The sequence below is a fragment of the Cupriavidus nantongensis genome (assembly GCF_001598055.1).
GTDB lineage: Bacteria > Pseudomonadota > Gammaproteobacteria > Burkholderiales > Burkholderiaceae > Cupriavidus > Cupriavidus nantongensis.
Window position 1 is genome coordinate 2,529,080 of the sequence record NZ_CP014844.1, and the last position, 22,443, is coordinate 2,551,522.

Sequence of the window (22,443 nt, forward strand, 5' to 3'; positions counted from 1 at the left end):
CCCAGCGCCTCTCATTGGCAGCCTGTCAGCTGATATGTCGGTGCGATTTGACACCATGTAGTGGCTACAGGGTCAAGACAAGGCTGCACGCATATATGCCGCCTGCTACGAACAAAGCACCCGCGCCGCACTTCAGGAGAAAAGTTCGGCAAACGCGTAGCGTTTTCCTTGACCCTATGGCAGCTACACAGTGCTAGATGAAGCACTAGAAGGGGCTAGCCCAAACTGGCGTGGACCTTGTTGGCTGGTCGCGTCTGGTCGCAGGCATGCATTTCCCGGCAGACGTTTTGGCGGCTTGGGAGGCGCACTTGGGAGTCTGTGCCTTTCTGCGGGGCTATGGCAGAGGCTGCCTTGCGCGTCGGGAACGCTTCCGCCTGCGCTGTTTGGGGTGGCGCACATGCCGCTTAGCGCCGGCGACAGGAAAGCGTTCGCTGAAGGCGGATCTGCCTGTAGTCCTTCGTGGGATCCGCGTCCCTACTCTTCTCCCAACAGCTGTGGTGTCTGATGGGCTGTTTTCGTAAGGCCCTCCAGAATGCCGCAGTCCTTGGCCTCTCGCGACAGACCGCATTGACTGCGCAATTGCTTCAGGTCACGTTCCAATGCCATCAACTCTTGTATGCGGCGCGCCACGTGTCGAATGTGGCCTTCTAGCAGGACGTTGACCTCTCCACAGTCCTCGTGGGGCGCATCCTTGAGACGCAGCAAGGACCGAATCTCGTTCAGGGTCATGTCCAACGAGCGGCAATGGCGGATGAACGCCAACCGCTCAAGGTGCTGGGAAGCGTAGAGTCGGTAGTTTCCAGAGGAACGAGCCGGCGCCGGCAGTAAGCCTTCATGCTCGTAGAAGCGAATAGTCTCCACCGTGGTGCCGGCGGTTTGAGCAAGTTTGCCGATCTTCATGCTTTTCCCCTTTGTTGGGCTCCTGTCTGACGCCCTCCATGCCGGATGGTGTCGACAAATTCAAGTCCGTGCAGTGTGAATGGAGGTTTGGACTGTGCCGTACAGACAATCCGAGCGCCACGCAGCGGCGCTGGCCGGACTCCGAATGTGGACACGAAGGTGCGCGTCAGGTGCGCGCTGTCGGCGAAGCCGGCGAGATGAGCAGCCTCGGTGAGCGTACAACCATCGGAGAGGGTGCGCACCGCACGCTGCAGGCGCAACCAACGCACGTACGCCCGGAACGACAGTCCGCTCGCCTCCGCGAACCAATGCATGAAACGGGAGGACGACAGGCCTACGGCGTCGGCGGCATGTGCGACATGCACGGGTCCCTCCAGCGACGTTTCCAGCCACTGGAGGACCGCAGCCCAACGCGAAGCCTCCGTGGCAGGTTGTGACACATTCGCTGTTTCAGACGGCATTGCGCCTCGCAGCCAGCGGTCCAGCTCATGTTCCAGCATATCCGCCTGCACGGGGCTCGGCGCCATCGTGGCTGCGGGCCGACGGCCAGTAGGGCAAACGCTGTGCATGGTCGGGTCGAGAAACACCATGCGCACCGGGCCGGCCGCTACGAGACGATGCGGCACCCCGGCCGCAAGAAAATGTCCCGGGGCCTGCAATCCGCCCCAGGCCCCTTCGAGGAGCAACATCCCCTGTTTGCTCCATGCCAACTGAGCTGCTTGATGTCGGTGCAACCGACCGGCCTCTATCGGTCCGATGTAAATGGCCCAGCCGCGGCCGATGGTCAGCAGCGGCTGCCTGTCGGATGCTTCGTGTTCATCCGCGGGCTGGGCGTGCCTGCATTCTGCCGAAGAGCTCATGGAACACGATCAAGGCAGCACCGAGTGTGATGCCGATGTCAGCCACATTGAAGGCCGGCCAATGGTACGAACCCCAATGAAGATCGATCCAGTCGACCACCGCTCCGCGTGCGACCCGGTCGATCATATTGGCCAACGCGCCGCCCAAGATCAGTCCGTAGCTGATCCGCTCGGTATCGGTGGTACCAGTACGCCGAATCATGTACACAAGGAACGCGGAGGCCGCCAAGGCAATTCCAATGAAAAAATATCGCTGCCAGCCCCCCGCGCCGTGCAGAAAACTGAAGGCGGCACCTCGGTTCAGCACATGCACGACGTTGAGGACGGGCAGCCAGTCGAGGCTTGCACCGTAGTCGACCCAGGCCACGATGGCTACTTTCGTCCCGATATCCATCGCCACGATAAGGGCCGCCAATACGAAACCCAGGCCAATGCTGCGATCAGCCCGCATGGTGGTCACTCTCAGTGGAGGGGCTGGTCCCCAGCAGGCGCAGTCCGTTGAACACCACGGCCAGGCTTGCGCCCATGTCGGCAAGAATCGCGAGCCACAGGCTGGCATGGCCGGTGAAGGCCAGCACCATGAAGACCGCCTTGGTACCGATCGCGAAGGCGATGTTTGCCTTCAGCACGCCACCCACCCGGCGCGACAGCTTGATGAACTCAGGCAGCTTGCGCAGGTCGTCCTGCATCAGCGCCACGTCGGCGGTCTCGATCGCGGTGTCGGTGCCAGCAGCGCCCATCGCAAAGCCGATGTTCGATTTGGCCAGCGCGGGCGCATCGTTGACGCCATCCCCGACCATGCCTACCGGCGCCTTCGCGCCAAGCTCTGCGATCGCAGCCAACTTGTCGTGCGGCAGCAGGTCGCCGCGCGCGTCGGTGATGCCCACCTGGGCGGCCACCGCTTCCGCGGTCTTGCGGTTGTCGCCGGTAAGCATCACCGGCTCTACGCCCAACTGCTTGAGCGCCGCTACCGCACGCTTGCTGCTGTCCCGGACCGTGTCGGCAACTGCCAGGACACCCAGTGCCTGCTTATCGGTGGCAAGCACCACTGCTGTCTTGGCCTGCGCTTCCAGGCTCTCCAGCAGCTTGCGGACCTGCTCGCTGGCCACGCCAAGCTCATTTGCCAGGCGGTGGTTGCCGACGTAGTAGGTCTGGCCGTCGATGTCGCCCTTGACGCCACGGCCAGCCAGAGCCTCGAAGCGTTGCACTGAGGCGTGCGGCTTGTCGCCGTAGGCGTTGACGATAGCTGTGGCCACTGGATGTTCGGACAACGCATCCAGGCTGGCGGCAATGCGCAGCACTTCCGTCTCCGAGAGCGCGCCCGTCGGTACCGTATCGGTCAGCGCCGGGCGGCCGTGCGTAAGGGTGCCAGTCTTGTCCAGTGCCACCGCGCGCAGCAGACGCCCTTGCTCCAGGTACAGGCCACCCTTGACGAGGATGCCACGCCGCGCGGCCGCAGCCAGGCCGCTGACGACCGTCACCGGTGTCGAGATCACCAGGGCGCAGGGACAAGCAATCACCAGCATCACCAGCGCCTTGTAGACCCATTCGAACCAAGGCGCCCCAAAGAACAGCGGCGGGATCACGGCAATGGCGATCGCCAGCGCAAAGACAGAGGGGGTATAGACGCTCGCGAAACGATCAACGAAACGCTGCGTCGGCGCGCGCTGGCCTTGGGCTTCCTGGACCGAGCGCGCGATACGGTCGAGCGTGGTCTCTCCCTTGCGCGAGTGCACTTCGAATTCCAATGTGCCGCGCTCATTGATCGTGCCCGCGAACACCGTGTCGCCGGGGTTCTTTTCCACGGGCATGCTTTCGCCGGTGATGGGCGCCTGGTTGATGGCTGATGCGCCCGACACCACGACCCCATCCAAGGCGATACGTTCGCCGGGACGAACGCGCACGACGGCTCCAAGCGGCACTGTCTCGGCCTTGACCTCTTGCCAGCGACCGTCGTCCTGGCGGACGAGTGCGGTTTCCGGCGCCAGGTCCATCAGCTTGCGAATCGCGTTGCGCGCCCGGTCCAGGCTTAGCGCTTCGATCATCTCCGCGATGGCGAACAGCCAGATCACCACGGCGGCTTCCGGCCACTGGCCGATCAAAGCGGCACCGATGACGGCAATCGTCATCAGGAGGTTCATGTTCAGTGACAGCGTGCGCAGCGCGATCCAGCCTTTCTTCAGGGTCTCGATACCGCCCAACGCAATGGCCGCCAGCGACGCGGCCACCACCGGCCATGCCGATTCACCCATCCCGGCGAATGTGAGGACTTCCGCGCCAACCGCCAGCACGCCGGCGGCCCCCATGCGCAGCCACTCCGCCTTCGAAATGCCGGTGCCAAAGTCCCTCGTGACTGCGGGGGCAGGCCGACTATGGTCGCGCAGCACCGGCTGCATGCCAAGTCGCTCAATGGCCGCTGTGATTGGCACCTCGTCCTTCAGCGAATGGCTGACGGTCAGGGTCCGGCTCATCAGGTTGAACTGCAGGCTGCTGACACCCGGCATGCCTTCCAACGCCTTGCGCAGCAGCGCCTCTTCGGTCGGGCAGTCCATCTTTTCGATCAAGTAGGTGGCTCGTCCCTTGGAACTTGCCCCTGCCTCGCGCTCGACCGTGGCATGCATGCCGATCTCGCGCAGTGCGCCGAGGACCGGTGCCGGATCGGGCAGGCGGTGTTGCACCTCCAGTCGGCGATTCATCAGGTCGAAGTCGAGGCGTTCGATGCCCTCCACCTTGCCTAGGCGCTTGCGGATCAAAGCTTCCTCGGTGGGGCAGTCCATGTTTGTGATCAGGAACTGCGTGGTATTGCCCGTGGCTGCAGGGACGAAGGAGACGGGGGGCGTGCCGCAGGGACCGCAGGCAGTCTCCGTTGTCGCTGCGCAATTCGCGCCCGGAGGAGTTGTGTCTTCGCCCAGCCTTGCCTGCATGCCGATCGATTGCAACGCCGTCAGCAGGGGTTCCACCGAGGACAAGGTGTGGACGACAGACAGCTGGCGTGCGGGTAGGTCGAACTCGAGCGACCGGACGCCGGCCAACGGCTCCAGCCGCGCGCGGATCGCCGCCTCTTCGGAGCGGCAATCCATGTTTGGAATCGTGAATGTGTCTTTTGACTCTTCTAACGCAGCGCTCTGGCTGCCGGCGCAGGATCCAGCGCACGCGGATCCGCAAGCGGCGTTGCCCGCGGCTTCGCCGTCGTCCTCCATCGATGCTTGCATGCCGATCTCATGGAGGGCCTCCAGCAACGGCCCCGGGTTCGGTAGCCCATGCCGGACGGTGAGGCGGCGCTGGGGAAGGTCGAACGAAAGGGACTCTACCGCTGGCAATTTGGCAAGCCGTGCACGGATTGCCGCTTCTTCGTTGCGGCAATCCATGTTGGGAATGCGGAAGACGGATGTCGCGCCGTTCAGGTCCTCCGCCTTCTTCCTTTCTTGAGTTGATCTCGCATCACTTTCGGCATGGGCTTGGTCGAGTTTCATCATTCGCCTCTTTCTGTATATGTCAGAATTTCACACCCTAAAGTAGATACAGAGTCAAGGGCTCTGCCTCCTGGTCGGAGGTTAAGTTGCCTCGGAACGGGCCTTTTCCTCATGTTCTGTCGCGTCAACCAGGATTTCACGACCTCCGTTAGCGGCGATCGCAGATACCACCAGACCCAGAACCAGGTCTGGCAGGTTGGAGCCCGACCACATCACGAGCGCTCCGGACAACACAATGGCCAGATTCACAATCGAGTCGTTGCTGGTGAATATGGCGGAAGCCTTGAAGTTGACGTCTTCCCCGCGGTGGCGTTTCAGTAAGCGCAAGCAAATAATGTTCAGCGCCGCATTGATCGCTGCCATGACCATCATCGCCGGCCCCAATGGCGCCTCGCCGCCAAAGAACCGGCGCAGGACTTCCACGCATAGCATCAGGGCCAGCCCAATCAAAAGCCACCCCGATAGCCGCGCTGCCCGCACCTTGATGGCTCGCGATCGGCCGACGGCGTACAGGCTGACGCCATACACCAACGCGTCGGCAAGGTTGTCCAGAGCCGCACCAAGCACCGCCGTGGACGCCGCCCAAAGGCCCACGCCCATACCTGCCAGACATTGGCTGACATTAATCAGTAGTACCAGCCACAGAATCCGGCGGTCGGCCGCCTGACTCGCGTCGAGGTCAAGGCGTTCTTTGTCGGGGAAGTGGTCGTTCATGCAACTCCTTTGTTAACCCGCCTGTTTCCACAGAAGATCTGAGTAATTTCACACCCCGTACCTGCTATAGAGTCAAGACGTCGCCCGCACACAGCATGTTTATTCAAGCTAGCTGTCTGTCGCTTGGAGAAACTGGAGGAAATTGAACTCTGGAGTCGCAATGACAGCGCGTTCTGTGGTGCGGTACGGCGCCTATCCGACCATCATGGCCCTGGTAATCACAGGGGTTTCGGTCGCCCCATCCCACGGCACGCCGCTGGCTTGGCTGGCGTTGTGGGCCGCCGCCGGGCTATTTCTTGTTGCTTGGCTGGAGCGCATTGTCCCGTTCGATGCACGGTGGCAAAAGCGGGATCTCGACTTTCCGGCGGATGTCGCCCATGCCGTTGTGAATTTGGCCGTGATGCACGGTGCCGTGCTGGGGTTCGTGGTGCTGCGGGAAGGAACGGGTTGGCCCAAGCTATGGTGGCCTGCGGAATGGCCATACTTGTTGCAGGTATTACTCGCAGGGGCGCCACTGGACCTGTCGCTGTATGCCGTCCATCGGCTCAGCCACCACTACGGCTTTCTGTGGCGGCTGCACAGCATTCATCATTCGTCGCGGCGGCTCTACTGGCTAAACGGGGAACGCCGCCACCCGCTGCATGCAGCCCTGATGGCGGGTCCGGGCTTACTGGTCCTGGGCATACTAGGCGCGCCGGCCGAGGTAGTGGCCGGCTGGTTCGCAATCCTGGCGGTCCATCTGGCATTCCAGCATGCCAACCTGGACTATAGCCTGGGGCCGGTGCGGTATATGTTAGGCGTGGCAGAACTCCATCGCTGGCACCATCGGGAGCGCTTCGCGGACGCGCAGGTCAATTTCGGGGAGTTCTGGCTGGTATGGGACCACCTCTTCGGTACCTTCTATCAACCGCAGGCGCCACTGGGCGCAATCGGCATCGAAGGCGACCCGGTGCCGCACCGCTACGGCGAGCAACTGATTTATCCGTTTGAACGACCGGATCCGCAAGTTCGTCTGGCCACCGAAGACGTCTCGCAGGGCCGCGATGCTGATGTCTAAAGCCGCTCTCGTTGGTGAAACCGGCTCGCAAGCTGCATCCAGCATGAATGCTCAGGTGGGATCTGACAGGACTATTTGCGCCGTCTTGAAGTTATGCGACGTCGCGTGGACGAACCTGATCTGTCATTCTCGAGGCCGCGCTTGATGCGCATCTGGCGACGAAAATGCCAGGCAAGCGAACCTGTAGCACACACCGTGAACGCCACGGCAAACACGATGACAACGATGACTTCACGTGGCAGGTCGAAGGGTGGGCGGCTCACTGTGGCCGAACGTTCATGGAAAGCGGTTTCGATCCCGACGACGCCATTCGGAGGTCTACCGAAGCGGCGTGACGGAGGATTTTGGCCATGGCAGGCGGCACACTGCCCCGATGCGAGCGGTGGTGCCGCCTGAGTTTTACTTGCGCTGCATGTCCACGACTGTCGGCTTGCCGTCGACCGTGTCGAATACGGCGGTAACCGCATCACCTTCCTTGAAGTCCTTCAACGAAGCGCGATCCTTGACCGGGAACGCCATGGTCATGGCGGACATGCCGAGATTTTCGATCGGGCCGTGCTTGAGGGTAACTTTCCCTGCCTTCGCATCGATCTTCTTTACCTCTGCCGCAACCGGGTGGGGGGCCTGCTTCGTTTCGGCTGACGGCTTCATGTCCATGCCCTTCATATCCATGCCGTCCATCGACCCTGCCGCGAACGCAGCCGGTGTGGCAGCGAGAGCAGCCATGATGGCAAGAGTTTTGACGTATTTCATTGTGATTCCTCCGGGAGTGAGGGGTGGGTGGAAAGTGAGACAGATTCGGCCTGCCGTCTGCGTATCAGCAAGTACACCGCCGGCACAACAAACAGGGAAAGCAATGGCGCGGTGACCATGCCGCCAACCATCGGAGCCGCAATGCGCTGCATGACCTCCGAGCCGGTGCCATGCGACCACATGATGGGAATCAGGCCGGCAAGAATGACAGCGACGGTCATGGCCTTGGGGCGGACCCGCAGCACTGCCCCTTCCTGAATGGCGTCCAGCAATGCGGACACGCTGGTTTCGCCTCGGCCCTCGCGTTCGCTCCAGGCTTGCTTCAGGTAGAGCAGCATGATGACGCCGAACTCGGCTGCCACGCCGGCAAGGGCGATAAAGCCGACAACCCCCGCTACCGAAAGGTTGTAGCCCAGCAAGTAAAGCAGCCAGAATCCGCCGATGAGCGCCAGCGGCAGCGTGCCCATGATCAGTAGCGCTTCATCGAGACGGCCGAACACCAGGTACAGCAACACGAAGATGATCAGCAGCGTGAACGGCACCACCACCTTCAGCTTCGCGGTGGCCCGCTCCAGATACTCGAACTGACCCGACCAACTGAGGGAATAGCCCGCTGGCATCGGGACCGCCTTGGCCACGGCGGCCTGCATGTCCTGGACGGCCGAACGCAGGTCACGTCCGCGAATATCGACGTACACCCAGCCCGACAGGCGGGCGTTTTCGCTGCGCAGCATCGGCGGTCCTTGCACCACCTGGAGGCGCGCCACGTCGGACAGCGTGATATGCTGGCCACGGTCGGTGACAATGGGCAGGCTGCGCAGTTGTTCCACCGAGTCGCGGTAGTCCCGTGGATAACGCACATTGATCGGAAAGCGCGCCAGCCCGTCGACCACTTCCCCGACGTTGTCGCCACCGATGGCCGAGGACACGATGCTCTGGACATCCTCGATGTTGAGCCCATATCGCCCGGCGGCCATCCGGTCTATGTCGACATCGACGTAGCGCCCGCCGGACAGGCGTTCGGCGAGTGCAGAGGTGACGCCCGGCACCGCCTTGACAGCATCCTCGATCCTCGTGGCCAGTCGGTCAATTTCCTTCAGGTCGGTGCCCGCCACCTTAATGCCGACCGGGCTCTTGATGCCGGTGGCGAGCATGTCGATGCGGTTGCGGATCGGCGGCACCCAGATATTGGACAGGCCGGGCACCTTCACCACGCGGTCGAGCTCCTCCACCAGCTTGTCCGTCGTCATGCCGGAACGCCACTGGTCGCGCGGCTTGAACTGGATGGTGGTTTCGAACATCTCGATGGGCGCCGGGTCGGTCGCCGTGTCGGCGCGGCCGGCCTTGCCAAACACGGTGGCTACCTCGGGAACGGTCTTGATTAGGCGGTCGGTCTGCTGCAGCAACTGCGCTGCCTTGCCGGTGGACAGCCCCGGGAGCGCCGACGGCATGTAGAGTAGGTCACCCTCATCGAGAGGCGGCATGAACTCGCCGCCAATTCGCATGATCGGCCAGGCGGTCGCGACGAGCAGAATTGCCGCGATCGCTACAGTGGTCTTCGGGTAGGTGAGCACCTTGGCCAACACTGGCTGATAGGCGCGAATCAGCCACCGACTGAGGGGATTGGACTGCTCCGTGGGGATCCTGCCACGGATCATGTAGCCCATCAGGACCGGCACCAGGGTGACGGAGAGGCCCGCCGCCGCGGCCATGGAGTAGGTCTTGGTAAAGGCCAGCGGCGAAAACAGTCGGCCCTCCTGCGCCTCCAGCGTGAACACCGGAATGAATGACAGCGTGATGATCAGCAGCGAGAAGAACAGCGCCGGTCCAACCTCAGCCGCCGACTCGCCGATCACGCTCCAGCGTTCATGGCCGGTGAGATCCAGGCCGGGCTTATCCGCATGCCAATGCTCGAGATGCTTGTGCGCGTTCTCGATCATGACGACCGCGGCATCGACCATGGCGCCGATGGCAATGGCGATGCCGCCCAGCGACATGATGTTGGCATTGACACCCTGGTATCGCATGACCAGAAACGCGGCCAGCACACCCAGCGGCAATGAAACGATGGCAACCAGCGCGGAGCGCAGGTGGAACAGGAAAACCAGGCAGACCACCGCGACGACGATAAACTCTTCGATCAGCTTGTGGGTCAGGTTTTCCACCGCCCGGTTGATCAGGGCGGAGCGATCGTACGTGGTGACGATCTGGACGCCTGCCGGCAGGCTCTTCTGCAGCGTGGCGAGTTTGGCTTTGACCGCTTCGATGGTTTCCAGCGCGTTCTTGCCCGAGCGCATCACGATGACACCGCCGGCGACCTCTCCCTGGCCGTCGAGCTCGGCGATGCCGCGCCGCATCTCGGGACCAAGCTGGACGGTGGCGACATCGCCCAGCCGCACCGGGATGCCGGCGTCGCTGGTCACCAGCGGGATCTGCCGGAAATCATCGAGCGTCTTCAGGTAGCCGCTGGCCCGGACCATGTACTCCGCCTCGCCCAATTCCAGCACCGAGCCGCCGGTTTCCTGGTTGGCGCCCTTGAGCGCCGTAAGCACCTTGCCCTGCGACAGGTTGTAGGCGCGTAGCCGGTCCGGCATCAGGACGACCTGGAACTGCTTCACCATGCCGCCGAGGGACGCGACCTCGGCAACATTGGGCAGCGATTTCAGCTCGAAGCGCAAGAACCAGTCCTGGAGCGCACGCAGTTGACTGAGGTCGTGCTGGCCGGTCTTGTCCACCAGCGTGTACTCGTAGATCCAGCCGACGCCGGTGGCGTCCGGCCCCAGCGCCGGCTTGGCGGCGCCGGGCAGGCGGGATTGCACCTGGTTCAGATATTCCAGCACGCGGGAGCGCGCCCAATACAGGTCGGTGCCGTCCTCGAATAGCACATAGACAAACGAGTCACCGAAGAACGAGTAGCCGCGTACGGTCTTGGCGCCCGGGACCGACAGCATGGTCGTGGTCAGTGGATAGGTGACCTGGTTCTCGACAATCTGTGGCGCCTGGCCGGGAAACGGCGTGCGGATGATCACTTGCACATCGGACAAGTCCGGCAACGCGTCGAGCGGCGTGCTGCGCACGGCCCACAGTCCCCAGGCGGTCAGCATGACCGTGACCAGCAGGACCAGGAAACGGTTGCGGATGGAAGCAAGAATGAGCCGGGCGATCATGGCTTGGCCCCCTGGGTGGTGCCGGCCGGCTCGACTGCGGACAGGATCGCCAGGCCATCCTTGTCCAGGTGGAAGCGGAACCGGATGCGGTCGCCGGTCTTGAGCCCCTTCGGCAGGCCGGCAGGCGGCGCGGCGAAATCCATGGTCATCGCGCCCCACTGTGCCGAGGGAATCGGCCCGTGCGAGATGGTCAGGCCTTCGCGCGTCACGGCCTCGATGCGCCCGACGCCCTCGTGCTCGGGCGCAGCCGCAGCCGGCGCGGAAGCCGCTGTCGTGGCGCTCATGCGTTCGGCCGTGCCACGCAAGCTGGCTTCCGAATCGATGAGGAACTGCCCGGAGGTGACCACTTTCTGCCCCGCTTTCAGCCCGTCCAGCACCTCGACCATGCCGGCGGCCTCGCGCCCGGTCTTGACTTCGGTTGCCACAAAGCCGGCCTTGCCCGCATCGACCATGACGATGCTGCGCTGGCCGGTGCGGATGACGGACTCCAGCGGAATCATCAGCAATTCCTTCTGATCACCGCTGTCAAACCGGACCGTCACGAACATCCCCGGCAACAGGTGCCTGCCCTTGTTGGGCAGGACAATGCGCACCTTGATGGTTCGCGTGGCCGGATTGACATCGGGCAGGACGGTATCGACCTTGCCAACGATTGACTCGGTTGCGCCGGTCGGCGACACCTTGACCGCCCGGCCCGGAGCGATGGCGTGGGCTTGTCCCTCCGGTACCTCGGCAATCACCCAGACCTGGCTCAGGTCGGCCAGGCGAAACAGGGTCATGCCAGGAGACACAGTCATGCCCTCCCGGACCGCAACCTCTGTCACAAGGCCGTCGACGGGGCTCACAATGCCAAGAGTAGGCTGGAGCTTGCCGGATGATTCGACGGTGCTGACCTGGCCGGGGGTCATGCCAGCCTGCAGCATGCGGGCCTTGGCCGCGCTGCGCAGGTCGGATTGGCCACCCGCGGCCATGCGGGACACGGCAAGATATTCCTCTTGCGCGGCCACCCAATCGGGCGAGTACAGCGTCACCAGTGCTTGGCCGCGCCGGACCGGGTCGAGGGTCGCTTTGACCGCTACGTGCTGGACGAAGGCATTCGTCCGCGCCTGGATCACCTGGACACTGCGCTCGTCAATGGCGACATTGCCAGGTGCCTCGAGCACGGCGCTCATCCGGCTCGCCTTGACCTCAGTCGTGCGGATGCCCAAATTCTGCGCGACACGGCTGTCGACCGTGACGCCGCTGCCTCCGCTGCCTCCGGCATCCCCATCCGCATAAACGGGCACGAGCTGCATGTCCATGAAAGGGGACTTGCCTGGCTTGTCGAAACGCTGGCCGGGTACCATCGGATCGTGCCAGTACAGGATCTTCTTGCCAGTGTTCGGATCGGTGTCGCCTGCTTTGAGCGCAGACGCCGCGCCTGGCGCGGCCGTCTGCGCAGATTGTGTGCCGCGCATGACGCCGAGGTGGTAGGCGCCATAGAGGGCGGCACCGATGACAACGACGCCGGCGACCGCGGCAATGACTGGTTTCTTCATTTGCGTTCCTTGGTGGCTGGCTCGGTCTGCGCGGTAGGCAGCGGGATCAGGAAGGTCAAGTCGGCCCACAGCTTTGCCGTCCTGGCCTCCAGCGTCAGCCGCTCCACCGCTGTGTCGATGGCGCGATGGTTGGCCTCGGCGACGGCAAGCAGCGATCCGGTATTGGCCCGGTATGCCGTGAGCGCTGCCTCCGCCTGCTGATTGGCGAGCGGTAAGGTCTTCTCGTCGTAGCGTTGGAGCCGCTCAAGGTTGCGCTGCAGCTCGGCAAGTTTGGCGCCTACCATGGCCTGGGTATTGCGCCGGATGATTTCGGACTTGGCACGCGCTTCATTGGCCTGTGCCAGCCGGGCAGCGACGTCGCGGTCTTGGCGATTGCCCCGGTCCCAGGGCACCGGGAAGCTGACGTTGATCGACCCCATGTTGGAGAAGGCTGGGCCGCGCTGGCTGTACATCAGCTCGACCGTCACATCTGGTGTCCTGGCCTCCGTTGCCACCTGGATCTCCGACTCGGCCAGGGCCACGTCGCGCCGTGCCGCCGCGATCTCGGGAACCGCGTCGAATTCGTCTTTCGCCAGTTGCTGAATGCTCTGGGGTACGTCGAGCGGCGGGCGCTGCGACAGTGTGCGGTTAGCCGCAGGCCCGACCCAGCGCTGCAGATTAAGCATGGCGGTGGCTACGGCGGCCCGGTTTTCGTCGAGGCGGTCATGCAGCTTCTGGACTTCCAGCTCCATCGCCAAGACATCCGCACGCGTGCCACGCCCGCTGCGATAGGCGGCGGTCGCCGCCTGGAGCGCCAGGTCCAGGGGATGGCCGTGATGGCCTAGCAGGACACCGGTCTGCTCGGCATACCACCGATCGAGCCAGGCACCGACGGCATTCCGTTGCACGTTGGCCAGTCCGACCGCGCGCTGCGCCTCGGCGGCAGTCGCCTCGGCTTCAAAGCGCGCCGCCTTGGCGCGGCGCTTGTCCGAGCGCGTGAATTCCTGCATCACGCTGATGGACCGCATGGTCATGAAATCCCGCGTGAGCGAGAACTGGTCCGGCCCGGTCACGGGGACGTTGTTGAGTCCAAGTTTGAGCACCGGGTCCGGCAATTGGCCGGCGGAAACCGCCATTTGCACGGCTGCCTCGACGGCGCCTCGCGAGGATTCGGCATCGCCGGCGTGAGTGGTCGCGAGCGCGACGGTCTCCTCGAGGGAAAGAGAAGGGGCAGATTGCGCAGCCGCGGCATGCGACACCGCCATGCTGAAGGCAGGCGCGCAAAGCAGCGCCAGCGTCAGGCGACGAGGAAAAAGCATAAAGCCTCCGTGAACGACGACAGCTACCCGAGTCTAGCTGGGCAGCACCGAATGGGCGTCGATCTGGAGGCTACGTTTGAAAACTGCAGTGAAGGATGTTCAGGGGCGGCGGGCCGCGCGCCTCGACCTCGGCGCGCAGCGCGATGCGAACCTCGGCCGTGACCACGCGCGTGGGTTCCACGACGCTCTTCAGCACTGGCAGGAAGGCCGGAAGCTGCGGTGAAACATGGTCCGCGCTCTTGGAATCTGCCTGGCAGTGCGCCAGGCAGAGCGCACTCTGGTCAGTGCCTTGGTCGCTACCGCCAGCCGCCATATCGGCACAGGATTCGGTCATTGCCGCCGTCGTGCCGCTGCCTTCCACCTGATAGCGGCTACCGGTACAGGCGTACGCGGCCGCTGCCAGTTGGACTGTCAGAAACACAACGAGAAGGAGGCCGGCGAACCAGGGATGCCGGCGGACCGAGTGACGCAAGAGTTCTTTGCGGTGGGCGTGATAGTCGCAAGGATACTGTCTTTTGCGGGTAATGCAACCGGACCTTTCGCCCCGGGTCTTCTCGCAACGTGGCCCAAGTTTCCGAAGGATCGTGTCCTTGACCTTCCCACCGGGGCAAGGTCTATCGTTGAGTCATCGAACCCTGGATGCCATCCACCCCGCAGCTTGCTCAAGTTGCGTGTCCGAGACAACAGGGATTGAAGGTAAGGAGCACATCATGAATATTGGACAAGCCGCCGGCGCATCCGGCGTCTCGGCCAAGATGATCCGCTACTACGAAAGCGTTGGTCTTGTGACTTCAGCCGCACGCAGCGCGGGGAACTACCGGGTGTATGGTCAAGCTGACATTCATACCCTGCGCTTCATTGGGCGAGCGCGGGCGATGGGCTTCTCGATGGCCCAGATCCGCGAGTTGCTCGGGTTGTGGCAAAACAAACGGCGCGCGAGTGCAACGGTAAAGGCGATTGCGGAACAGCGAATCCAGGAGCTGGACGCCCGCATTGCCTCACTGTCCAGCATGCGTGACACGCTCCTGTACTTGTCGCGACATTGCGAAGGCGATGACCGCCCCGAATGCCCGATCCTGGATGAGTTCAGCGGCGAACCGCCGAAACATCGAGCGGCAGTACGTGCAACCAGGCAGTGAGCGCGATGACCACGAGCGATCGACAACGGCAATCTCTCGACCCTGCCTCACATCACGCGATGGCAGCAGCGCGAGACGATGAGCACGTAGGGCACGGCAGCGGAAATGCGCCGAATCGACGAGACCATGATTCCACCAGTCACGGCGCTGCCGTCTGTGGGGCCAGTGCACGCGATCCTGTGTGTGGAATGACGGTCATGCGGGATGTGCCATACCAGGCAAGCTATGCCGGGGCACAATACTTCTTCTGCAGTGCCGGCTGCCAGAAGCGGTTCGAGGCCGAGCCGACGCGCTATGTCGAGACACCAAGCGTTTCGGCGCCCGATGAAGGCGAGACGGCGCCGGGCACGACCTATACGTGCCCGATGCACCCCGAAATCCGCGAGGACCATCCCGGGACGTGCCCAAAGTGCGGCATGGCACTCGAGCCGCTCATGCCAAGCCTCGACGACGACCAGAATCCCGAACTCGCGGCGTTTCGCCATCGCTTCTGGTGGACCTTGCCGCTGACGATCGCCGTCGTGTCGCTGGTGATGCTTGGGGACCGCCTCGGGGTGCTGGAGCCCGCGACGCAAAGCTGGGTGGAACTCGTCTTGTCCGCACCGGTGGTCCTCTGGGCAGGCTGGCCCATCTACGTCCGCTGCCTCCAGTCGTTCCGAAACCGCAGCCCGAACATGTGGACGCTGATCGGTCTGGGTACGGGTACGGCGTTCGTCTACAGCGTCGCCGCCACCGTTGCCCCAGAGCTGTTTCCCCGCGCCTTTCTCATGCACGGCCGGATCGCGGTCTACTTCGAAGCCGCGGCCGTCATCATTTCGCTGACGTTGCTCGGCCAGATCTTCGAGTTGCGGGCGCGCTCGCAGACCTCGGCAGCCATCAAGTCGCTGCTCGGCCTGGCCCCCAAGACGGCACGCCGCCTCAATCCGGACGGCAGCGAGGCCGATATTCCGCTCACGCACGTGCATGTCGGCGATCTCCTGAGGGTCCGGCCCGACGAAAAGGTGCCCACGGATGGCGTCGTGAACGAAGGGGCCAGCGCCATCGACGAATCGATGATCACCGGTGAGCCTCTGCCCGTCTCCAAGCGCGTCGGCGACCACGTGATCGGCGCCACCATCAACACCTCGGGCAGCCTGGTGATGCGCTCAGAAAAGGTCGGCGCCCAGACGGTGCTGTCGCAGATCGTGCAGATGGTGGCCCAGGCACAGCGCTCCAAGGCGCCGATGCAGCGGATGGCGGACCGGGTCGCCGGCGTGTTCGTGGTGGTGGTCGTAACCATCGCCTTGCTCACGTTCTTCGCCTGGGGCGTCTTCGGCCCCGAGCCGAGCTGGGTCTTTGGCCTGGTCAATGCGGTGGCTGTACTGATCATTGCCTGTCCCTGCGCGCTGGGATTGGCCACCCCATCCATCATGGTGGCCAGCGGGAATGGCGCGACCAAGGGCATTCTGTTCCGGGACGCGGCGGCCATCGAGCAATTCCGCAAGGTCGACACCCTGATCGTGGACAAGACCGGCACGCTGACAGAAGGCCGTCCGAGTTTTGAACGGGCCTATCGTGTCGATCCGTTCACGGAAACCGAGGTGCTTCGTTTGGCCGCGAGCCTCGACCAGGGCAGCGAACATCCGCTAGCCGCGACCCTCGTCACCGCCGCGCGTGAGCGCGGCCTGGCCCTGGCGAAGGCGGAGGATTTCGCCTCGGACACGGGCATGGGGGTACGCGGCCGCGTCGGTGGCCACCAGCTCGTGCTGGGCAACACCGCCCTGATGCAGCAGGAACAGGTCGACGTTGCACCACTGGCGTCTCAGGCGGATACCCTGCGGCAGCAAGGCGCCAGTGTCATGTATCTGGCGGCAGATCGAACATTGGCCGGTCTGCTTGCCGTCTCCGACCCCGTCAAGGCCAGCACGCCCGAGGCTCTGATGACGCTCAGGCAAGCCGGGGTCCGCGTGGTGATGGCGACAGGTGACGGCGCTGTCACGGCGAAGGCGGTAGCCGGTCGCCTGGGCATCGACGAGTTTCATGGCGAAGTGAAGCCGGCCGACAAGCTGGCGCTCGTCGAGAAGCTGCAAGGGGAAGGCCGCGTGGTTGCGATGGCGGGCGACGGCATCAACGACGCGCCGGCATTGGCAAAGGCCGATGTGGGCGTTGCGATGGGAACCGGCACAGATGTGGCGATGCACAGCGCCCAGATGACCCTCGTCAAGGGCGATCTGCGCGGTATCGCCCGAGCACGCGAACTCTCCGAGGCCACTATCGCCAACATGCGGCAGAACCTGGGCTTCGCCTTTATCTATAACGCGCTGGGTATCCCGCTGGCGGCGGGGTTGCTGTACCCGTTCACCGGCTGGTTGCTGTCGCCGATGATCGCGGCATTGGCCATGAGCCTGAGTTCCGTTTCAGTGATCTCCAATGCGCTACGACTCAGACGCCGCGTGGCGTAGCTATTGTCATGTGTGAATTCGACTCTACCAACCCGTGTCTCCTTGCCTTGCTGCCCAGATCGGGGGGCTAGACTAGGACAAATGCTGGCGTGATTCATGAAGCATAGCCGCAGCCCCTTCACTCGCTTGCTTGCGCTGCTGTTGTTGGCCTTGTGCGCTGACCATCAACAGGACGGTCGGCACTGGGCCGACAGCAACGGTCACGGGCCCGATCTCGGTGTCTTGCCGACTATGGCTGGGCTTGAACACGTTCTGCCGCCCACGCCATACACCTTCCGCATCTTCCACACGGCTGACAGCGCGAACAACTCGCCTGGTCCGGTCTATCTCGCAACGGCCCGCTTGCGCATCTGATCTATCCCTACGCGTGGCCCACTTCGGCCACGTGCTTGACTTTGGTGGCTCTACCCGAGCGTGGGTGCTCTGACCCGTTGCGGTTGAGCCAGACAAAACCGAATACTGGGGAAGATCATCATGCATTCCACTCTCAAGACTCTCGTTCTCATTTCACTCGCCGTCGCGACCGCGCAGGCGCTCGCGGGTCCCGACTGGGACGTCATCAATCGCGCGCGCACTGCAGCGCAACACCCTGCGGCGACCTCCAGTACATCAGCCTCTCAGGCATCGATGTTGGCGCGCTGCAATGCAATGATGAAACAAATGGATTCCCAGTCGACCGGCGGCGGCAGCCCGATGGGGCCTTCCGAGTCCAAGTGACTGAGGGTGCTTCGGCCGACCAGGCAAAGCATGCATCCGTGCAATCCGGCCTCTGGCATCCGCCCTGAGGGAGCCGGACTGACTGTCTGCCCGCCCACTTGTCTGGTACTGGATTGGCGCGTGGTCATTGAATCGCGATCGATAAGGAGATCGCCATGAATACGAAATCACTAGTAGCCGCAACCCTAGCCGTGGTGATGCTTGGCGCCAGCGGCTGGTCCGCAGCGGCCGGTGCAACCCGTGGCGCCGAAAGCGCCAAGACGGGTGCACAGGACAAGGGGCACGACATGATGATGGACCACATGATGGGCGGCGGCATGATGGGAAGCTGCCCGATGATGGGCCTGCCACCTGGCAACGAGAAGCTTTCGATGCAGATGCATGCGGACATGATGCAGGCGATGGGCGAGATCATGCGCAAGTACGCGGACAAGATCCAGACGCCACCGACGAAGTAAGGACGCTGTCCAGATCCGAACCATTTGAAAAGGAGTACCACCACCATGAAATGCAATCCGAAAGCAATGATCACCGCAGGCATCGCTCTGGCGGCAATGCTGGCAGCCGCCTATGCCCTATTGCCGCCGGTCCGAGCGCTTGTCCTGGGTATTGGGCCGTATCTCCTGCTCTTGATCTGCCCATTGTCGATGTGGCTGATGATGAAGAGCATGAGCGCGCAGGACGATCAAGTGGGCGGAATGACCGAGCAAGCGCCAAAGCAGAAGCCCCATCCATTTCGAATCAAGGAGTGACAGGACGGCAGAGCAATTGGCACGCATGGCGGACGCGTACCCGGGCCGCCAACGAAGAGAGAGGTAACACGTGAACAAATCGTTGATATGGAGAGTCCTCTTGATCGTGTTCGCCATCATCGGCGTGCTGCATCCTTTGGCGCGGTAGGCATGCTCGTGATGCATCAACGCATGATGGGCGGGTTCAGTCTTTGCTAGCCCGGGTGCAAGCTGGGGAGCAGCGCCTGAAGTAGACGGGCAAGTGCGTGCCCTCCTGCCATGGCGAAGCAAGGGGACTCGGCAACCTTGTGGGAAATTGATGCTTGCAAGGCAGGAAGAGCAAGACCTGGCCCACCGCTTCGCGGCGGACTATGAGGCGTATCGCAAGCGGGTGCCCGTGTTCTTGCCGGGCCGCTGCCAATGGGCGCAGCTATTGGGCAAGCTCTGGGAGTGAGCGGTTGGGCAGCCAGTCACGTTGCTGGCCACATGCCCCCCCGGGATTGGAGTAAATCGCCATGAACAATCCGACGGCAGACACACAGAGCGCACGCCAGCGCCGATTGCTTCTGCTGGCCACCGGCGCCATGGGAGGCGTAGGCCTGGTCGGCGCCATGGTGCCATTCGTGGCCAGCATGGCGCCAAGCGACGCCGCAAGGTCGCGGGGCGCGCCCGTCGATGTGAGGCTCGGCGCCGTGGAGCCAGGGGGACTCGTCACCGTCGCCTGGCGCGGCAAGCCCGTCTGGATACTGCACCGGACCCGCGACATGCTGGCGCGTCTGGGCAGGCACGATCGCCTGTTGAGCGATCCCCTGTCCCAGAAGGACCAGCAGCCCGCGTATGCGAGTAATGCGACACGCTCGCTCCGCCCGGACTTCTTTGTGGCGGTAGGCATCTGTACCCATCTGGGATGCGTACCGACCTATCGCCCGGACGTCGGCGCGGCGGACTTGGGGGATGACTGGCCTGGTGGCTTTTTTTGCCCTTGCCATGGTTCCAAGTTTGACCTGGCCGGCCGCGTGTTCCGCAACGTCCCAGCGCCGCTCAATCTGGAGATCCCACCGCACGCGTATCAAGGCGAAACCCGTCTGGTGATCGGCCAGGATCGCAATGGAACCGGATGATGACTTACCCCGACAGTGCACTGCTGATCGTCCAACCCTGCGTTGTCAAGGAGGCGCCCATGAGTACCATATGTGTTATTGCCATCGTGCCCTCTGAGCTTTTGGAGAAGCTGGAGAAGCGCCTCGCAACCGTCCACGCGCCCGGATTGACCGCAACGAAAGTCAAGGGGTACGGCGAGTATCGGAATTTCTTCTCGAGCGATCTGACCACCCGTGCACACCAAGATCGAGATCTTCGCGGAGGAAAGCGACGTCGAGGCCATCACCAAAGCGATCATCGAGGTAGGACAATCGACCGTGCCAGGCGCCGGGATTGTGGCGGTAATCGCCGTCGAGAGGTTCTTGCATCTACACGTTCCCCCGGGAGCGTCAGTGGATACAGCCGAATGACCCGAATCGGCTGGTGCGTTGGGTGCCGGCGGGGATGAGCGCCCATGAATGCGGCGAGGCACAGATCGGCCGCAGGGCCAGATAACGATGCCCGTTGAACGGAGTTGCGGCGGCACGTGGCACCGGTCGGAATGCAAGTGGCACGAGCCGCGGCATTGCGTGGCCGGTAATTCAGTTCCAGAGGTGGGCTATGCAAACTGGCATGGCAGTGGCGCGTACGGGCGACACCGGGCGAGTATGGCGCTTGGCTCCGGGGCAATTCCTCCTGGGGCTGCTCCTCGTCACGTGGCTCTGTATCGCGGGCGCCGCTGGCGTTTCCCGCGCCGTGGGCGAGGAAGATCTTCTGCCGCCTGAGCGGGCCTTGCGCTTTGCGGCCCGGCAACTCGACGAACACGCCATCGAGGTGCACTTCGACATCGCGGACGGCTATCACCTCTACCGTGAGCGATTCGCCTTTGCTGCCCGGCCGGCAGGGGTGAAGCTCGGTACACCTGTGCTTCCACCAGGGCAGGTTAAGTACGACGAGGCGTTTGGCAAGGAGATGGAGATCTACCATGGTGGCGTCAAGATTCGCGTGCCAGTGGAGGTCACTCCTGCGGATGGCGAATGGACGCTGGTCGTGACATCGCAAGGCTGCGCCGACAAGGGAATCTGTTATCCACCGATGGAGAGCGTATACAAGGTGGGCGGCAGCCCGCTCGGCGGGCCTATTTGATAAGCGCGAGGGTGGCACGCCAATGGCGATGCTTGTGCCACCGACTGCAGTAACCTCTCCCGGAGCGGGCGAATACCAGGGCGGGCATGCGATACCGGAGATCGTGCCACATGGCGATGACGGCGACCGCATCATTCGCGCGCTGACCAGCCACCAGCTTGGGGCAATCGCGCTGCTCTTCCTCGGCTTCGGCCTGCTGCTGACGGTCACGTCGAGCGTGCTGCCGATGGTGCCGATCCTTTGGTCCATCGTCGTGGGCGAGCACGTGACACGCAGCCGTGCGCTGATCATCTCGCTAGACTACGTGCTCGGCTCGGCGGTAGCCTATGCCGGCGTCGGCATGGCCACCGGGTGGCTCGGTGAGAGGGTCTTGACAGGGCTGCTGACGCCCTGGGCGCTCGGGGCCTTCGCCACGTTGCTCGTGGCCCTGGCGCTATCGATGTTCGGGCTCCGCGCGCTGCTGCGGCAGCCCCGATCGACGACATCCGCACAGCAGCTGGATCGTCGGGCTGCCGCAGCACTGGGGGCGATGTCCGCGTTGGCCGTCGCGCGCATCATGCCGGCGCCGCTATCGAGCACGCTCGCCTATCTCGCACGAACCGGTGATGCCATGACCGGAGGCGGTGCGTTATTCGCATTGGCGATCGGCATGGGGTTGTCGCTGGTGCTGGCCGGCGTCGCCGCCGGCAATCTCCCGCCGCGCGCCGGGCACTGGCTGGAGGTGACCAAGCGTTGCCTTGGCTTTCTGCTGCTGGGCGAGGCGAACTTGGGTGATCACCCCGCTATTGCCACCCTGGGCCGTGATGGCAACGTGGGCCGCTCTGCTGCTGATCGCCGCAGTTTTCCTGGGCGCCTTCGATTCGCTTGGCCCCAAACCGCATGGCGTGGCCCGGCTGGGCAAGGGCCTGGGCCTGATCGCCGCGCTGGCGGGAACCATCCTGTTGGTCGGGCTGGCGTCGGGCGGGCGGGATCTGCTGCAGCCTCTGTCGCACCTGCGCACTCGCCAGTCGTCGCCAGCCACCGCCGCCGACCACGCGGTGGTGCACTTCGCGCGGATCCGCTCGGTGGCCGAGCTCGACGCACGTCTGGCGCAGGCCGTTGCGGCCCGCAAGCCGGTACTGCTCGATTTCTATGCCGACTGGTGTGTCAGCTGTAAGGAGATGGAGACGACTTTCAGCGATCCCGGAGTTCAGACGCAGTTGGCCGGGGTTGTCGTACTTCGAGCTGATGTGACACAAAACAACGCCGACGACAAGGCGTTGCTAAAGCGCTTCGGCCTATTCGGGCCGCCCGGCATCATCTTGTTCGGCGCCGATGGGCGAGAGAGCCCGGTGCGGGTCATCGGCTATCAATCCGCATCGCGTTTCCTTGATAGCCTCGAGCGCGCCTTCGGTAAGGAAGGCAGGCCCTAAGGATGACATCACCGACT

General features: G+C 63.4%; 19 protein-coding genes and 1 pseudogene. 10 read left to right on the forward strand and 10 right to left on the reverse strand.

Features of this window, described 5'->3' with window-relative positions; translation table 11 throughout:
• Positions 1 to 474: 474 nt before the first annotated feature.
• The 5 genes from cadR to A2G96_RS11720 all read right to left on the reverse strand — a co-directional run bounded on the left by cadR (position 475) and on the right by A2G96_RS11720 (position 5,947).
• Entirely contained in the window at positions 475 to 900 is a 426-nt protein-coding gene (gene cadR, locus A2G96_RS11700) for a Cd(II)/Pb(II)-responsive transcriptional regulator (protein WP_053821795.1), read from the reverse strand.
• Positions 897 to 1,760 carry a helix-turn-helix transcriptional regulator gene (locus A2G96_RS11705; protein WP_082371465.1) on the reverse strand — a complete coding sequence of 288 codons (864 nt, stop codon included), beginning with the start codon at positions 1,758 to 1,760 and terminating at the stop codon, positions 897 to 899. Before A2G96_RS11705 ends, cadR begins: the two co-directional genes overlap by 4 nt.
• Entirely contained in the window at positions 1,717 to 2,211 is a 495-nt protein-coding gene (gene lspA / locus A2G96_RS11710; protein ID WP_053821794.1) for a signal peptidase II, read from the reverse strand. The genes A2G96_RS11705 and lspA overlap by 44 nt, the downstream gene beginning before the upstream one ends.
• Positions 2,201 to 5,236: a heavy metal translocating P-type ATPase gene (locus A2G96_RS11715; RefSeq protein ID WP_170265910.1), complete on the reverse strand. Its 3,036-nt coding sequence runs from the start codon at positions 5,234 to 5,236 to the stop codon at positions 2,201 to 2,203. The genes lspA and A2G96_RS11715 overlap by 11 nt, the downstream gene beginning before the upstream one ends.
• Before the next feature lie 78 nt (positions 5,237 to 5,314).
• Positions 5,315 to 5,947, reverse strand: coding sequence for a cation efflux transmembrane domain-containing protein (locus A2G96_RS11720; RefSeq protein WP_053821792.1), 633 nt, complete (start codon positions 5,945 to 5,947; stop codon positions 5,315 to 5,317).
• A gap of 160 nt (positions 5,948 to 6,107) precedes the next feature.
• On the opposite strand from A2G96_RS11720, the gene A2G96_RS11725 reads away from it, so the two are divergent.
• Positions 6,108 to 7,004 (forward strand): sterol desaturase family protein, encoded by an 897-nt coding sequence (locus tag A2G96_RS11725; protein WP_082371464.1) that lies wholly within the window; start codon positions 6,108 to 6,110, stop codon positions 7,002 to 7,004.
• Positions 7,005 to 7,403: 399 nt separating this feature from the next.
• On the opposite strand, the gene A2G96_RS11730 is transcribed toward A2G96_RS11725, so the two are convergent.
• From A2G96_RS11730 to A2G96_RS11750, 5 genes are all read right to left on the reverse strand, one after another.
• The gene (locus A2G96_RS11730) at positions 7,404 to 7,757 is read right to left on the reverse strand and encodes a copper-binding protein (RefSeq protein ID WP_053821791.1); all 354 of its coding nucleotides are present in this window, start codon (positions 7,755 to 7,757) and stop codon (positions 7,404 to 7,406) included.
• Positions 7,754 to 10,924: an efflux RND transporter permease subunit gene (locus tag A2G96_RS11735; RefSeq protein ID WP_062799358.1), complete on the reverse strand. Its 3,171-nt coding sequence runs from the start codon at positions 10,922 to 10,924 to the stop codon at positions 7,754 to 7,756. Before A2G96_RS11735 ends, A2G96_RS11730 begins: the two co-directional genes overlap by 4 nt.
• Positions 10,921 to 12,462 (reverse strand): efflux RND transporter periplasmic adaptor subunit, encoded by a 1,542-nt coding sequence (locus A2G96_RS11740; protein ID WP_062799361.1) that lies wholly within the window; start codon positions 12,460 to 12,462, stop codon positions 10,921 to 10,923. The genes A2G96_RS11735 and A2G96_RS11740 overlap by 4 nt, the downstream gene beginning before the upstream one ends.
• Positions 12,459 to 13,760 carry a TolC family protein gene (locus A2G96_RS11745; protein WP_062799363.1) on the reverse strand — a complete coding sequence of 434 codons (1,302 nt, stop codon included), beginning with the start codon at positions 13,758 to 13,760 and terminating at the stop codon, positions 12,459 to 12,461. Before A2G96_RS11745 ends, A2G96_RS11740 begins: the two co-directional genes overlap by 4 nt.
• Positions 13,761 to 13,830: 70 nt before the next feature.
• Entirely contained in the window at positions 13,831 to 14,232 is a 402-nt protein-coding gene (locus A2G96_RS11750) for a hypothetical protein (protein WP_062799365.1), read from the reverse strand.
• A gap of 238 nt (positions 14,233 to 14,470) precedes the next feature.
• Here A2G96_RS11750 and cueR point away from each other — a divergent pair, with 238 nt between their 5' ends.
• From cueR to dsbD, 9 genes and pseudogenes are all read left to right on the forward strand, one after another.
• Complete coding sequence (gene cueR, locus A2G96_RS11755) at positions 14,471 to 14,899, forward strand: Cu(I)-responsive transcriptional regulator (RefSeq protein WP_062799367.1); 429 nt, start codon at positions 14,471 to 14,473, stop codon at positions 14,897 to 14,899.
• A 5-nt stretch (positions 14,900 to 14,904) separates the two neighbouring features.
• Positions 14,905 to 17,340, forward strand: coding sequence for a heavy metal translocating P-type ATPase (locus tag A2G96_RS11760; RefSeq protein WP_371558780.1), 2,436 nt, complete (start codon positions 14,905 to 14,907; stop codon positions 17,338 to 17,340).
• Between the two features lie 96 nt (positions 17,341 to 17,436).
• Complete coding sequence (locus A2G96_RS11765; RefSeq protein WP_062799371.1) at positions 17,437 to 17,694, forward strand: hypothetical protein; 258 nt, start codon at positions 17,437 to 17,439, stop codon at positions 17,692 to 17,694.
• A gap of 120 nt (positions 17,695 to 17,814) precedes the next feature.
• The gene (locus A2G96_RS32450) at positions 17,815 to 18,057 is read left to right on the forward strand and encodes a hypothetical protein (protein ID WP_116359830.1); all 243 of its coding nucleotides are present in this window, start codon (positions 17,815 to 17,817) and stop codon (positions 18,055 to 18,057) included.
• Between the two features lie 155 nt (positions 18,058 to 18,212).
• Positions 18,213 to 18,515 (forward strand): hypothetical protein, encoded by a 303-nt coding sequence (locus A2G96_RS11770; RefSeq protein ID WP_062799373.1) that lies wholly within the window; start codon positions 18,213 to 18,215, stop codon positions 18,513 to 18,515.
• A gap of 45 nt (positions 18,516 to 18,560) precedes the next feature.
• Positions 18,561 to 18,809 (forward strand): DUF2933 domain-containing protein, encoded by a 249-nt coding sequence (locus A2G96_RS11775; protein ID WP_062799375.1) that lies wholly within the window; start codon positions 18,561 to 18,563, stop codon positions 18,807 to 18,809.
• A gap of 494 nt (positions 18,810 to 19,303) precedes the next feature.
• Complete coding sequence (gene petA / locus A2G96_RS11780; protein WP_062799377.1) at positions 19,304 to 19,909, forward strand: ubiquinol-cytochrome c reductase iron-sulfur subunit; 606 nt, start codon at positions 19,304 to 19,306, stop codon at positions 19,907 to 19,909.
• Positions 19,910 to 20,122: 213 nt separating this feature from the next.
• On the forward strand, positions 20,123 to 20,299 hold the full coding sequence (locus tag A2G96_RS34105; protein ID WP_227311957.1) for a P-II family nitrogen regulator: 177 nt from the start codon (positions 20,123 to 20,125) through the stop codon (positions 20,297 to 20,299).
• A gap of 190 nt (positions 20,300 to 20,489) precedes the next feature.
• Positions 20,490 to 22,426 (forward strand): annotated as a pseudogene (gene dsbD / locus A2G96_RS11790) (protein-disulfide reductase DsbD).
• Positions 22,427 to 22,443: the final 17 nt, after the last annotated feature.

Excerpts from the sequence above, each read along its gene's own strand:
- A2G96_RS11720 (WP_053821792.1), bottom strand. The coding sequence starts at position 5,947 with ATGAACGACCACTTCCCCGACAAAGAACGCCTTGACCTCGACGCGAGT.
- cueR (WP_062799367.1), top strand. The coding sequence starts at position 14,471 with ATGAATATTGGACAAGCCGCCGGCGCATCCGGCGTCTCGGCCAAGATG.
- A2G96_RS11725 (WP_082371464.1), top strand. The coding sequence starts at position 6,108 with ATGACAGCGCGTTCTGTGGTGCGGTACGGCGCCTATCCGACCATCATG.
- A2G96_RS11745 (WP_062799363.1), bottom strand. The coding sequence starts at position 13,760 with ATGCTTTTTCCTCGTCGCCTGACGCTGGCGCTGCTTTGCGCGCCTGCC.
- A2G96_RS11775 (WP_062799375.1), top strand. The coding sequence starts at position 18,561 with ATGAAATGCAATCCGAAAGCAATGATCACCGCAGGCATCGCTCTGGCG.
- A2G96_RS11735 (WP_062799358.1), bottom strand. The coding sequence starts at position 10,924 with ATGATCGCCCGGCTCATTCTTGCTTCCATCCGCAACCGTTTCCTGGTC.
- A2G96_RS11770 (WP_062799373.1), top strand. The coding sequence starts at position 18,213 with ATGAATACGAAATCACTAGTAGCCGCAACCCTAGCCGTGGTGATGCTT.
- A2G96_RS11760 (WP_371558780.1), top strand. The coding sequence starts at position 14,905 with ATGACCACGAGCGATCGACAACGGCAATCTCTCGACCCTGCCTCACAT.
- A2G96_RS11740 (WP_062799361.1), bottom strand. The coding sequence starts at position 12,462 with ATGAAGAAACCAGTCATTGCCGCGGTCGCCGGCGTCGTTGTCATCGGT.
- petA (WP_062799377.1), top strand. The coding sequence starts at position 19,304 with ATGAACAATCCGACGGCAGACACACAGAGCGCACGCCAGCGCCGATTG.
- A2G96_RS11705 (WP_082371465.1), bottom strand. The coding sequence starts at position 1,760 with ATGAGCTCTTCGGCAGAATGCAGGCACGCCCAGCCCGCGGATGAACAC.
- A2G96_RS11765 (WP_062799371.1), top strand. The coding sequence starts at position 17,437 with ATGAAGCATAGCCGCAGCCCCTTCACTCGCTTGCTTGCGCTGCTGTTG.
- A2G96_RS11715 (WP_170265910.1), bottom strand. The coding sequence starts at position 5,236 with ATGATGAAACTCGACCAAGCCCATGCCGAAAGTGATGCGAGATCAACT.
- lspA (WP_053821794.1), bottom strand. The coding sequence starts at position 2,211 with ATGCGGGCTGATCGCAGCATTGGCCTGGGTTTCGTATTGGCGGCCCTT.
- cadR (WP_053821795.1), bottom strand. The coding sequence starts at position 900 with ATGAAGATCGGCAAACTTGCTCAAACCGCCGGCACCACGGTGGAGACT.
- A2G96_RS32450 (WP_116359830.1), top strand. The coding sequence starts at position 17,815 with ATGCATTCCACTCTCAAGACTCTCGTTCTCATTTCACTCGCCGTCGCG.
- A2G96_RS11730 (WP_053821791.1), bottom strand. The coding sequence starts at position 7,757 with ATGAAATACGTCAAAACTCTTGCCATCATGGCTGCTCTCGCTGCCACA.